The organism is Cupriavidus sp. 01L45, from assembly GCF_056399885.1.
In genome coordinates, this window is the sequence record NZ_JBFTSG010000037.1 from 77810 (window position 1) to 89996 (window position 12187).

Annotated in this window: 11 protein-coding genes; 4 read left to right on the forward strand and 7 right to left on the reverse strand. The window is 65.9% G+C overall.

Annotated features, from left to right (window positions below; genetic code table 11):
• Nucleotides 1-3: 3 nt before the first annotated feature.
• From nirD to AC1DT6_RS24415, 3 genes are all read left to right on the forward strand, one after another.
• On the forward strand, nucleotides 4-375 hold the full coding sequence (gene nirD, locus AC1DT6_RS24405) for a nitrite reductase small subunit NirD (RefSeq protein WP_045236818.1): 372 nt from the start codon (nucleotides 4-6) through the stop codon (nucleotides 373-375).
• Entirely contained in the window at nucleotides 372-1601 is a 1230-nt protein-coding gene (locus AC1DT6_RS24410; protein ID WP_428178847.1) for an NAD(P)/FAD-dependent oxidoreductase, read from the forward strand. Before nirD ends, AC1DT6_RS24410 begins: the two co-directional genes overlap by 4 nt.
• A gap of 73 nt (nucleotides 1602-1674) precedes the next feature.
• Nucleotides 1675-4467: a molybdopterin-dependent oxidoreductase gene (locus AC1DT6_RS24415; RefSeq protein ID WP_441629484.1), complete on the forward strand. Its 2793-nt coding sequence runs from the start codon at nucleotides 1675-1677 to the stop codon at nucleotides 4465-4467.
• A gap of 24 nt (nucleotides 4468-4491) precedes the next feature.
• On the opposite strand, the gene ppk2 is transcribed toward AC1DT6_RS24415, so the two are convergent.
• The 6 genes from ppk2 to AC1DT6_RS24445 all read right to left on the reverse strand — a co-directional run bounded on the left by ppk2 (nucleotide 4492) and on the right by AC1DT6_RS24445 (nucleotide 10141).
• Nucleotides 4492-5304 carry a polyphosphate kinase 2 gene (gene ppk2 / locus AC1DT6_RS24420; protein ID WP_441629485.1) on the reverse strand — a complete coding sequence of 271 codons (813 nt, stop codon included), beginning with the start codon at nucleotides 5302-5304 and terminating at the stop codon, nucleotides 4492-4494.
• A complete protein-coding gene (ftsH, locus tag AC1DT6_RS24425; RefSeq protein WP_441629486.1) occupies nucleotides 5301-7223 on the reverse strand; it encodes an ATP-dependent zinc metalloprotease FtsH in 1923 nt (640 codons plus the stop codon). The genes ppk2 and ftsH overlap by 4 nt, the downstream gene beginning before the upstream one ends.
• A gap of 569 nt (nucleotides 7224-7792) precedes the next feature.
• A complete protein-coding gene (locus tag AC1DT6_RS24430; protein ID WP_441629487.1) occupies nucleotides 7793-8038 on the reverse strand; it encodes a hypothetical protein in 246 nt (81 codons plus the stop codon).
• Between the two features lie 176 nt (nucleotides 8039-8214).
• Nucleotides 8215-8778 (reverse strand): TetR/AcrR family transcriptional regulator, encoded by a 564-nt coding sequence (locus AC1DT6_RS24435; protein ID WP_441629488.1) that lies wholly within the window; start codon nucleotides 8776-8778, stop codon nucleotides 8215-8217.
• An 18-nt stretch (nucleotides 8779-8796) separates the two neighbouring features.
• On the reverse strand, nucleotides 8797-9198 hold the full coding sequence (locus tag AC1DT6_RS24440; protein ID WP_477114967.1) for a nuclear transport factor 2 family protein: 402 nt from the start codon (nucleotides 9196-9198) through the stop codon (nucleotides 8797-8799).
• A gap of 94 nt (nucleotides 9199-9292) precedes the next feature.
• The gene (locus AC1DT6_RS24445; protein WP_441629490.1) at nucleotides 9293-10141 is read right to left on the reverse strand and encodes an alpha/beta fold hydrolase; all 849 of its coding nucleotides are present in this window, start codon (nucleotides 10139-10141) and stop codon (nucleotides 9293-9295) included.
• Nucleotides 10142-10291: 150 nt separating this feature from the next.
• Between AC1DT6_RS24445 and AC1DT6_RS24450 the strand changes: the two genes are divergently transcribed.
• On the forward strand, nucleotides 10292-11068 hold the full coding sequence (locus AC1DT6_RS24450) for an SDR family oxidoreductase (RefSeq protein WP_441629491.1): 777 nt from the start codon (nucleotides 10292-10294) through the stop codon (nucleotides 11066-11068).
• 16 nt (nucleotides 11069-11084) lie between these two features.
• Here AC1DT6_RS24450 and AC1DT6_RS24455 read toward each other — a convergent pair whose 3' ends face one another.
• Entirely contained in the window at nucleotides 11085-11951 is an 867-nt protein-coding gene (locus AC1DT6_RS24455; RefSeq protein ID WP_441629492.1) for an SDR family NAD(P)-dependent oxidoreductase, read from the reverse strand.
• Between the last annotated feature and the right edge of the window lie 236 nt (nucleotides 11952-12187).

Here is a 12187-nt window from a genome sequence, read left to right on the forward strand (position 1 = left end):
ATCATGAGCCACACTCACCATACCGAAGCCTGGACCGCCGTTTGCAGCCTGCGCGACATCGTGCCCAATACCGGCGTGTGCGCACTGGTGGACAAGGCGCAGATCGCCGTGTTCCGGGTCGGCCCCGGCCACAGCGACGATCAGGGCGGCAACGGCGACCAGGTGTTCGCCATCTCCAATTACGATCCCAATTCCAACGCCGCCGTGCTGTCGCGCGGCCTGGTGGGCAGCCTGGGCGAGCGCATCGTGGTGGCGTCGCCGATCTACAAGCATCACTTCGACCTGCAGACCGGCGAATGCCTGGAAGCGCCCGAGCACTCCATCGCGGCGTATCCGGCCCGCGTCTATGACGGCAAAGTCTGGGTGGCCGCATGACCACGCCCCCCAAACCCCGCCTGGTGGTGGTCGGCAACGGCATGGCCGGCATGCGTACGGTCGAGGAGTTGCTCAAGCTCGCGCCCGACCTCTATGACATCACCGTGTTCGGCGCCGAGCCGCACGGCAATTACAACCGCATCCTGCTCTCGCCGGTGCTGGCGGGCGAGAAGACGGTCGCGGACATCATGCTCAACACCCGCGACTGGTACAAGCAGAACGGCATCGAACTGCTGGCCGGCGATCCGGTGGTGGCGATCGACCGCCGCCGCCGGCTGGTGCGCTCGCAGTCCGGGCGGGAAGTGGGTTACGACCGCCTGCTGCTGGCGACCGGCTCCAAGCCGTTCATCATCCCCGTGCCGGGCCACCAGCTTGATGGCGTGATCGCCTTTCGCGACATCCAGGACGTGGAAACCATGCTGGCAGCGGCCCGCAACCATCGCCACGCCGTGGTGATCGGCGGGGGCCTGCTCGGCCTGGAAGCCGCCAACGGCCTGATGCGCCAGGGCATGGAGGTCAGCGTAGTGCACGTGGCCGACAGCCTGATGGAGCGCCAGCTCGACAAGCCCGCCGCCGCGTTGCTCAAGCAGGCGCTGGAGCGCAAGGGCCTGCGCTTCCTGCTCAATGCCAATACCAGCGGCATCCTTGGGGAAGACCGCGTGACCGGCGTATGCTTTAAAGACGGTACCCGGATCCCCGCCGACCTGGTGGTGATGACCGCCGGCGTACGCCCCAATATCGAACTGGCCCAGCAGGCCGGGTTGCGCTGCGAGCGCGCCATCGTGGTGGACGACACCTTGCAGACCTTCGATCCGCGCGTGTACGCCGTGGGCGAATGCGTGCAGCACCGGCAGGCCACCTTCGGGCTGGTCGCGCCGATCTGGGAACAGGCGCGCGTGGCCGCCGCGCACCTGGCCGGCGCCGGGCATCGCCGCTATGTGCAGCAGGCCACGGCCACCAAGCTCAAAGTGACTGGCGTGGATCTTTACTCCGCCGGCGACTTCATCGGCGGCGAAGGCAGCGAGGATCTCGTCATGCGCGATCCGCGCCGCGGCATGTACAAGCGGCTGGTGCTGCAAGGCGGGCGGCTGGTCGGGGCGGTACTGTACGGCGACGTGCAGGACGGCCCCTGGTACTTCGACCTGATCCAGAGCGGCGCCCCGGTGGGCGCCATGCGCCAGCGGCTGCTGTTCGGCAAGGCGCAGTGCGAGGCCATGGCAGCCTGACCGATCTAACGCTTGAACGATTCAACGCTTGAACGATCCAGTCCCCGATTGACCGCCAGCAACGAGCGCTAACGTGAACCTGTCCGATATCCCCGTCATCCTCTCCACCGGTTCGCCCACCCTGCTGTCCGCCGACGCCGCAGTCACCGTCACCGATACCACCTGCCCGTATTGTGGCGTGGGCTGCGGCGTGCGCGCCACCCGCCATGCCGACGGCAGCGTGGAGGTGGCCGGCGACGCCAGCCACGGCTCCAACCAGGGCCGCCTGTGCGTGAAGGGCTCGGCCCTGGCCGAAACCGTTGGCCTGGAAGGCCGCCTGCTGCACCCGCAAGTACGCGGGGCCGACGGCGACTTGCAGCAAGTGTCCTGGGAGCACGCGCTGGACAAGGTCGCCCGGGGCTTCAAGGACATCATCGCCGAGCACGGCCCCGATGCCGTGGCGCTCTACGTCTCCGGCCAGTTGCTGACCGAGGACTACTACGTCGCCAACAAGCTGATGAAGGGCTTTATCGGCAGCGCCAATATCGACACCAATTCGCGGCTGTGCATGTCGTCGGCGGTGGCCGGGCACAAGCGCGCCTTTGGCGAGGACCTGGTGCCGGGCAACTACGAAGACCTGGAACTGGCCGACCTGGTGGTGCTGGTCGGCTCCAATACCGCCTGGTGCCACCCGATCCTGTTCCAGCGGCTGTTGAAAGCCAAGGAAGCCCGGCCCGATATGAAGCTGGTGGTGATCGACCCGCGCCGCACCGCAACGTGCGAGCTGGCCGACCTGCACCTGCCGGTCAAGCCGGGCACCGATGTGTGGCTGTTCAATGGCCTGCTGCACTACCTGGCGCAGCATGGCGCGCTGGACCAGTCGTTCATCGATGCCCATACCAGCGGCCTGGATGCCGCGCTGGCCGCGGCTGGCCCGGACTGCACCGATGTCGCCAAGGTGGCCAAAGCCTGCAAGCTGGACCCCGAAGCCCTGCGTGGTTTCTATGCGCTGTTCGCTGCCACGCCGAAGGTGGTGACCGGCTTCTCCCAGGGCGTGAACCAATCGTCGGCAGGCACCGACAAGGTCAACAGCATCATCAACTGCCACCTGGCCACTGGCCGGCTGGGCAAGCCGGGCATGGGCCCCTTCTCGCTGACGGGGCAGCCTAACGCGATGGGCGGCCGGGAAGTCGGCGGCCTGGCCAACATGCTGGCCGCGCACATGGAACTGGCCGACCCGCTGCACCGCGAGATCGTGCAAGCGTTCTGGGGCTCGCCCGCTATCGCGGACAAGCCAGGCCTGAAGGCGGTGGAGCTGTTCGAGGCCATCGAGCAAGGCCGGGTCAAGGCCGTGTGGGTGATCGCCACCAACCCGGTCGTCAGCCTGCCCGATGCCGACCAGGCCCGCCGCGCGCTGGCCAGATGCCAATTGGTGGTCAGCTCCGACATCATGCTGCGCACGGATACCAACGACGCGGCGCACGTCCTGCTGCCGGCGCTTGGCTGGGGCGAGAAGGACGGCACCGTCACCAGTTCCGAGCGCCGCATCTCGCGCCAGCGCGCCTTCCTGCGGGCGCCCGGCGAAGCCCGCGCCGACTGGCGGATCCTGTGCGACGTTGCCACGCGCATGGGCTTTGAGGGATTCCGCTTTGCCGGACCGCACGAGATCTTCGACGAGCACGCACGGCTGAGCGCGTACCGGAACGCGGGCAGCGGCGATCAGGCCCACGCGCCACGCCTGTTTGACCTCGCCGGGCTGGCTGGCATGAACCAGCAGCAATTCGACGCGCTCGCGCCGGTGCAATGGCCGGTGATGGCCGTGCCATCCGGGAGCCTCGCCAACGCGTCCGGCGGCACTGCGCGGCTGTTCGCCGACGGCCATTTCGCCCATCCCGATGGCCGCGCCCGCTTTATCGCCACCGCGCCGCGCGCGCCGTTCCACGCCACCGACGACGAGTTCCCCCTGGTGCTCAACACGGGCCGCGTGCGCGACCAGTGGCACACCATGACCCGCACCGGCAAATCGCCAAAGCTGGCCGACCACATCGCCGAGCCCTTCGTCGACATGCACCCGCAGGACGCCCTGCTTTGCGGCGTCAGCGAAGGCAAGCTGGCTCGCGTGACCACGCGCTGGGGCGCCATGGTGGCGCGGGTGCAGCACAGCGGCGGCATTGCGCGCGGCAGCGTATTCGTGCCGATCCACTGGAACAGCCAGTTCAGCTCCGATGCGCGCGTTGGCGCGCTGGTCAACCCGGTGGTGGACCCGGTCTCGGGCGAGCCCGAGTTCAAGCACACGCCGGTGCGCGTGGAAGAGTTCCGCGTGTCGTGGCATGGCTTCGTGTTGAGCCGCGAGGACCTCCGGGCGGACGCACTGACCTACTGGACGCGCATCCAGGGCCGCCATTTCCAGCGCTACGAATTCGCCGGCCGCGAGACGATCACCGACCGCGCCGCGTGGGCCCGCCAGTTGCTCGGCATCGATGACCCCAGTGCGGACTGGATCGAGTACGAAGACCGCACCGCCGGCGTCTACCATGCCGGCCATGTGGTCGACGACCGCCTCCAGGCCTGCATCTATGTGTGCACGCGCCCCGAACTGCCCTCGCGCGCGTGGCTGTCCACGCTGTTCGCCAAGGAGCGCCTGGAAGACGCCGATCGCATCGGGCTGCTGCTGGGCCAGCCGATGGAAAAAGGCGCCGACGCCGGCCCCACCGTGTGCTCCTGCTTCGGCGTGGGGCGCAACACCATCTGCGACGCGGTGCGCAAGCACGACCTGAAGACGCCGGCCGAAGTCACCGCCTGCGTGAAGGCGGGCGGCAATTGCGGGTCTTGCGTGCCGGAGTTGAAGAAGCTGCTGGCGGAGATACGGGTGGCGGAAGTGGCTTGATGGCGGCTTCATGGCGCCCGACAATCAAGCCGCGATAGCACCGTTCTCCAGACATGGCGCGTCATAGGTGAATACGACCTCCCGACTGGGGCGTATCAGCATGTCGTCCTTGTCGGCATAGTGCAGGCGCGTCAGCAAGTCCTTGATCAGGTTAAGGCGCGCCAGGCGCTTATCGTCGGCGCGCACCACGGTCCATGGCACCGCGGCGCTCGTGCGAGCAAACATCTCGTTGCGGGCCTCGCTGTATTTCTTCCACAAGCGCACCGCCTGCTGGTCGATCGGGCTGACCTTCCATTGCTTCAGCGGATCGCGCCGCCGCTCCGCAAGGCGCTTCCTCTGTTCCTCCTTGCTGATATCGAGGTAGTACTTGATCAAGCGGATTCCCGAGCGAACCAGCATGCTTTCAAACTCCGTGACGCTCGACATGAACTCCTCACGCTCTGCGTCGGTACAAAAACCCATGACGTGTTCAACGCCCGCGCGGTTGTACCAGCTACGATTGAACAGCGCGAATTCCCCGGCAGCCGGCAGGTACGCCACATAGCGTTGGAAGTACCACGAACCACGGTCCCGGTCGGAGGGTCTTCCCAGCGCCACCACCCGTGTCTCGCGCGGGCTGAGATACTCGACGATGCGCTTGATGGTGCCATCCTTGCCGGCTGCGTCGCGGCCTTCAAGGATCACCAGGATCTTGTCCTGGCAACCAATGAAGTGTTTCTGCAGCTTCACCAACTCTATCTGCAGCAGGCGTAGATCTTCCTCATAGCCATCGTGCCCATCGTGCGACGGGACGCCGTTCTCGTCTCCCGACAGATATCCATGCCGCCTCTTACTCATGATTCCGCTCCTACCGGCCGTCCGCTGCCCGGCATTTCGCCAGGCTGGGCGCTCTCCGGCACCAGCGCCTTACCCGACAGCAACTGATCCAGCGTTGCGCGATCCACAACTTCCTTCTTGAGCAGCAGTTTCGCCAGTCCTTTCAGCGTCTCCCGATGCTCCAGCAAGGTTTGCTGCACGCGCAGGCTCGCCTCCTTCAGCAATTGCCTGACCTCGTCGTCGATCATTTGCGCCGTGCGCTCGCTGTACTCTTTTCGATCGTGCGGGAGCATGGCGGCGCCCGCGAACATGGGATTGGGCATGGCCTCGTAGGTAGCCAGCCCGAGTTGCTCGCTCATGCCGTATTGGGTAATCATCTGCCGGGCGATGTCGGTGGCGCGCTGCAAGTCATTCTGCGCGCCGGTGGAAACATCGGAAAAAATGATCTGTTCGGCAACGCGCCCGCCCAGCAATACGTCGAGCCGGTCGAGCAACTCGCTTTTCTTGAGAAGATATCTATCCTCGGTCGGTGTCTGCTGCGTATAACCCAGCGCCGCGACGCCACGCGGAATAATGGAGATCTTCGAGACCCGGTCGGCATTGGGGCGATGTTCCGCAACCAGCGCGTGACCCGCTTCGTGAAACGCGATGGTTTCCTTCTCCCGGGGATTCATGACGCGGTTCTTCTTCTCCAGTCCACCGACGATCCGGTCTAATGCCTCGTCAAAATCTCCCACCTCGACGGCATCCTTGCCTTTGCGGGCCGCCAGCAGCGCCGCTTCATTGACCAGGTTAGCCAGATCCGCGCCGGCAAATCCCGGCGTACGCCCGGCCAGCCTGGCGAGATCCACGGTGGGGGCCAGGGTCACGTTCCTGGCATGCACCCTGAGAATCTGCTCTCGCCCTTTCAGGTCCGGACGGTCCAGCGCAACATGACGGTCGAATCGCCCGGGTCGCAGCAGCGCGGGATCGAGAATCTCGGGACGATTGGTGGCAGCCATGATGATGACCCCCTTATTGGTATCGAACCCGTCCATCTCCACCAGCAGTTGATTCAGGGTCTGCTCCCGCTCGTCCTGACCGCCGACGGCGTTGAAGCCGCGCGTCTTGCCAAGGGCATCCAGCTCGTCGATGAAGATAATGCAGGGCGCCTTCTGCTCAGCCTGCATAAAGAGGTCGCGCACCCGTGCAGCGCCCACGCCGACAAACATCTCGACGAAGCCGGAGCCACTCATGCTGAAAAAAGGCACCGCTGCTTCCCCTGCGACTGCCTTGGCGAGAAGCGTCTTGCCAGTCCCCGGCGCGCCAAGCAACAACACCCCTTTGGGGATCTTTCCACCAAGGCGCCGGTAGCGCTCGGGACTCCTGAGGAACTCCACGATTTCCATCAGTTCCGCCTTGGCCTCGTCGATGCCGGCAACGTCGGCAAAGGTGACACCGGTCTCCTTCTGCATATAGACCTTGGCCTTGCTCTTGCCGATCTCCATCATCCCGCCAGCCGCGCCACCCATGCGCTTGATCATAAAGCTCCAGAACGCAAAGAACAGCAGCGCGGGCACGACCCAGGACAGCAGTGTGGCAATCCACTTGTTGTCGACCTTCCCCAGGAAGCGCACCTTGGCGGCTTCGAGGTCCTGGACCAGATTGGGGTCATTGACCCGGACAGTGGCGAACTGATGATCGCCCTTCCCCTGGCCCAGCAGCGCATCCACCTCCGTTTTGGGCAACAGGCCTTCCAGTCCCTGCGTATTGAGGGTGCCGGTGACCACGTCATCCGCGATCACGACATCGCTGAGCTTGCCAGCCTTGAGCAGGACCTTGAAATCGCTATAGGAGAGATTGTCGACATGCGCGGAGGCAACATAACTCTGGATGACAAGCATCATCATCATCGCCAGGAGGACGTACCACAGGGAGAATTGCTGTTGTCGCGGTTCCATGGGCATTCATCACCTCGTGAGTTGGCATCGGTTCACGGTTTCCTCATTCTCTGACCAGCCTCGTCCGACAGTGTGCTGTGCAGCCATGCAAAAGAGTGACCGTGCCGCAAGAACCGGGCCGCCAACAGGATGGGCACCCGAATTGCCTGGCACTCCGCCACCCCGACGTACCGATTCAAGCACTCGCAGCCGCGCCAGGCATCACTACGCCTCTATCTAGTGTGTGCGTAGCCGGCGCCAAGAGATTGATGCCAATCAAGAAGGAACGATTCGTTGTGCCAGGTCGAGGTACCGCGCCCGGGCGGCGACGCCCGATGGCGGAGCGCATGCAGGGCATGCACGGCATGGACGGTCCATGATGATGGATAGGATGGACGGCAGGGGGGATGTTCGGCGGCAAGGGGTGCGGGGCCGGCGGTCCCCGCATGAGTCAGGACCAGCGCATGAACCTCATCGAGGACAACATGGGCCTGATGCCGATGATGATGGAACAGAGGCTGGACCGGCATGACCGGCCGATGCCGGCACCCGGAGAAGATCCCGCCATGTTCCCTGACAGGACCAGGTGGCTACCGAGGCGGCCAATTACCCAGTAGCGTCACGGCCGAGACGCCCCGGTTCTGCCAGCAGGCATAGTCACAGTCAGTCGGCACGGCATCCACCGCCACCCGGATATCCGTCGCGGCGGCGGATGCGCGTTCGTTCGTGCCGTCCTCCCTGGCGGGAGCCGCTGCCGTGATCAGGCCGGCAGCGAAGCCAAGCACCAGCACTGCGGCGGCGCCCAACAAACATCCGATGCGATTTCCAGCTTTCACGACAGTCTCCTCCCTGCTTGTATCTTCTTTCCCTTCTGCCCTGCTCCTGCATCGCCGGGGCTGGCACGGTCTGATGCCCCAAAGGTAGCCACTGGAACGAATAACTTCCTCGTCCAGGCAGACTAGGGGCAATCCCGTACGCCCGTGCGTGCGCCGGGAAGCAGGCGAAGCGCCAGCTAGTCCCCATAGAGCCGCAGCAGCGGCCCGACGCATTCCGCCAGGTCTACCGGCGCCAGTCGCAGCGAACGGGCGCATAGCAGGCCCCAGAGATGCGCCGCCAGCAGCATGGCCTTGTCTTGCTCGCCCAGCAGCCTGCCAAGGTCGTCGCACAGCACCTTGGCACGGGCACGGATGCGGACTGTCAGGTGGCATAGCTCGCACGCAGGCGTGCAAGCGTGGTGCAGCAAGCCGAGGACGATGCCCGCATAGCGCGGCACTGCCTCGTCCTGCAACATCGTCGCAAGCACGCGCTCCAGATCCGGACGGGCCAGGCCCCCGCCGTTACCGGCGAAGGCTGCGAGCCAGCCGGCCAGATGCGCCTCCGCCCGCCCCATGATGGCTGCCAGCAGGTCGGCGCGGCTACGGAAGTGCCCGTAGACCGCACCGCGTGTCATGGCGATTGCACCGGCCACCTGTTCCAGCGTGACGCATTGCACGCCCTGGCGTTCGAACAGCCGCTCAGCGCTGGCGAGGATGCGCTCTCTCGTGACGGCCGCATCACACGCCCGACGTCTCACCATGGCCGCGCGGCACACGCCTTACTGCGGATGCACGTCATCCGGCCCCCAGAAGGCGCGCATGCCTGTAATGCGCCCGTCTGCACCAAAGGTCATCACATCGGTCACGTCGATGCGTACCGGCTGCCCCTGCATCTGCACGTACACCGCGAAACACAAGGCCGCCGCATTGCCGTGCGAACCCCGGGGCGCCGCCACCACTTCCAGGCGCGCATCGAGCGACGTCGCGTACCGGTAGAAGGCGAGGATGCTGTCCCGCCCGGCTATCACCGGGCCGCCAACGGGGTCCTCGACGGTCGCGTCGTCGGCAAACAGCGCCGCCACGCGCCCGGCGTCCGCCGCATTGAAAGCGGCCACGTAATCGAGCAAGGTGGCCTTCATGCCGGCGCTCTTGTTCRCGGCCATGGTCATGTCGATGGTCATTCCATTCCTCGCTGRAACAGGTTGAACGGGTATTCCATGTTGTCTCATGCGTTTATTTACCTTGCGCTGCCGGCGCGCCGGCCGGACAGCCACGCTAAACGGCGGCTTCGCCCGTGTCCGCGAGGAAGCCCAGGCATTCGCGGTTGAAGTAATCGCTGTGCTCGACCATCACCCAGTGGCCGCAGCGATTGATCAGCACGAAGCGCGCATCGCGGCAACCCTGCAGGAACTTGAGAGCGCCGCCTGCCGGGTTGAAGCGGTCTTCCGTGCCCCAGAAACCGAGCACGGGGCACGCGATCTCACCCAGGCGTTCAGTCAGGTTGGGCACCTTCATGGTGGCCAGCACCTCGCGCGGCTGCTCCTTGCAGACGGCCATGCGCTCGTCCACCAGCGCATCGGTGACCAGCGTGGCGTCATGCACCAGCAACTTCAGCAGCTGGCGCATGGTGTCATGGTTCATTTGCCCGCCGGTGAACAGCGACACCATCTTCTCGATGCCTTCCATGCGGAAATAGGTCTCGCGGTCTTCGACGCCACCCGGCGCCATCATCACCAGGCGGCTGACATGTTCCGGGTAGTCCAGCGCGTACTTCAGCGCGATGGCGCCGCCCAGCGAGTTGCCCACCAGTACGCAGCGCGGCAGTGCCAGCGCCAGCAATTGCGCGCGCAGCGCGGCGACGAAGAAGTCCAGCGTGTATTCCACATCCGCCGGCTTCGACGACTGCCCGTAGCCCGGCAGGTCGACCACCACGGCGCGGAAGCCGGCCGCGGTAAAAGCTGGCACGTTGTGCTTGAAGTTGCTGTGGCCGCTGGCGCCCGGGCCGCTGCCGTGGATGAACACCACGGGTTCGCCGGCGCCTGCATCGAGGCAGTGCAGGCGCAGGCCGTCTGGCGTGGTGATGGTTTGGCCGGCCGGAAATGGTGCAGGCGACGTACTGGACATGTCGGTGTCTCCGCTGTTGTCATGACGAACCCGGCCAATCATGCGCATGCGCCACGGGGCAGGCATCGTCCTTTCAGACTACGAAGCGTCCCGTGGATTTCCCTAAGATCGCACTGACCAGCAAGGCAACGAGATCAAGGGAAAACAGAGATGACGGGAATCGACTTCAGCGGGAAGACGGTGTTGGTGACAGGTGGCGCGCGCGGCATTGGCCGCGCCATTGCCGAAGGTTTCCTCGCGGCAGGTGCCCGCGTGTTCACCTGCGGGCGCACGCCGCCGGCGCATGGCGGGACGCAGCACCGCCAGGCGGAATTCATGGCAGCCGACATCCGCGACACCGAGCAGGTAGAGGCCCTGCTGACCCGGATCGTCGACAGCGCCGGCTCGCTCGATGTCGTGATCCACAATGCCGGCGGCGCACCCTTCGCGCTCGCCGCGGACGCCTCGCCGCGCCTGATGGAATCGATCATCCGCCTGAACCTGGTGGCGCCGCTGCAACTGGCGCAGCGCGCCAACGCGCGCATGCAGGCCCAGGCCAGCGGCGGCGCGCAGATCTTCATCGGCAGCGTCAGCGCGCTGCGGCCCTCCCCCGGCACCGCCGCCTACGGCGCGGCCAAGGCGGGCATCCTGAACGCAGTCCGCTCGCTGGCGGTGGAATGGGCCCCACGCGTGCGGGTCACGGCCGTCAGTCCGGGCCTGGTGCTGACCGAGGCCGCGCAGCAGCAACACTACGGCGATCCGGCCACGCTCCAGCGGGTGGCCGATACCGTGCCGCTCGGACGCCTTGCCGCTCCGCGCGACATTGCCGACGCCTGCCTCTTCCTGGCCTCGCCGCATGCCGCCTACGTATCGGGCGCCAACCTGGTCATCGACGGTGGCGGCGAGCGTCCGGCCTTCCTCGACGCGGCAGTCCACCAGGCCAGCTGAGCCGCCCGGTGCGCGCCTACTCGACCTTGGCCGGATGCGCCTGCACCGGCCCGCCCAGCACCGAGCGATAGGAAACGGGCTGCTTGCCGTCGATATCGCATATGCCGTACTCCTGCGCAATCTCGGCGCTGATCAGCACCTGGCCGGATTTCTCCATGACGGCGGCGTCGCCATGCAAGGCGAGTATGACCTTGCCGGTGAATTCCGGGCTTTCCGCGCTTGGCGCAAAGGCGGCGTATTTGTCGGGCTCGCGCTCCCAGACCCGCATGGTGCGCTCGGTGCGCAGCGGGCCCATCCAGACCGATACCGCCGCCACGCCGTACGGGCGCAGGTCAACCGCCATGTCCTTGGCGAACTTGTCCACGCCGGTCTTCTGCGCGCCATAGGCCGGACCGTGCATATAGCAGCTCGCGCCGAAAGACGACGTGAACGCCATCAAGCCGCGCCCGCCAGCCACCATCATGGGCGCCGCATGCCAGCTCGCCACATAGGCCGAGCGCAGGCCCACGTCGAGGATGTCCACCAGGGCCAGCGGCTTCTCCCAGAAGCCGCCCGGCTCGATCAGTTCGTCATGCAGGAAGGTGGCGTTGTTCACCAGGATATCCAGCCGCCCCGATTCGTCGCCCACCTGCTCGAACAGCCTGCGCACCTGCGCATCGTCGCGATGGTCGCAGGCCACCGCGATGCCCTTGCCGCCGCGCGCATCGATCTCGCGCGCGGTCTCGTGGATGGTGCCGGGCAACGGCGCCTCGCCGTCGCGCTCGGTGCGCCCGGTGACGTACACCGTCGCGCCAGCTTGCGCCAGCGCCAGCGCGATGCCCTTGCCCGCGCCACGCGAGCCGCCCGTGACTACCGCAACGATGGATTCCTTTGCACTGCGCATCGCATTCCTCCTCAGTGATTCCCGCGCCGCGACCTCACCGCGCGGGGCGATGCCCGACGCTATCGCGCATGCCGCCGCGCTTCATCCTCCGTTCGGACTAGCGGCGTGCCTGCGAGTGCGGCCGTTCGCCATCGCATAGGGGAAACCGTCTAGTCCGTTCTGACGATTCCGCGCCCACCGTCGCTCATTACGCTTCTCATCAAAGAAGAAGCCACAAGACGTGCTCGGTCAATGCA

Excerpts from the sequence above, each read along its gene's own strand:
- nirD (WP_045236818.1), top strand. The coding sequence starts at position 4 with ATGAGCCACACTCACCATACCGAAGCCTGGACCGCCGTTTGCAGCCTG.
- AC1DT6_RS24410 (WP_428178847.1), top strand. The coding sequence starts at position 372 with ATGACCACGCCCCCCAAACCCCGCCTGGTGGTGGTCGGCAACGGCATG.
- ppk2 (WP_441629485.1), bottom strand. The coding sequence starts at position 5,304 with ATGAGTAAGAGGCGGCATGGATATCTGTCGGGAGACGAGAACGGCGTC.
- ftsH (WP_441629486.1), bottom strand. The coding sequence starts at position 7,223 with ATGGAACCGCGACAACAGCAATTCTCCCTGTGGTACGTCCTCCTGGCG.
- AC1DT6_RS24435 (WP_441629488.1), bottom strand. The coding sequence starts at position 8,778 with ATGGTGAGACGTCGGGCGTGTGATGCGGCCGTCACGAGAGAGCGCATC.
- AC1DT6_RS24445 (WP_441629490.1), bottom strand. The coding sequence starts at position 10,141 with ATGTCCAGTACGTCGCCTGCACCATTTCCGGCCGGCCAAACCATCACC.
- AC1DT6_RS24450 (WP_441629491.1), top strand. The coding sequence starts at position 10,292 with ATGACGGGAATCGACTTCAGCGGGAAGACGGTGTTGGTGACAGGTGGC.
- AC1DT6_RS24455 (WP_441629492.1), bottom strand. The coding sequence starts at position 11,951 with ATGCGCAGTGCAAAGGAATCCATCGTTGCGGTAGTCACGGGCGGCTCG.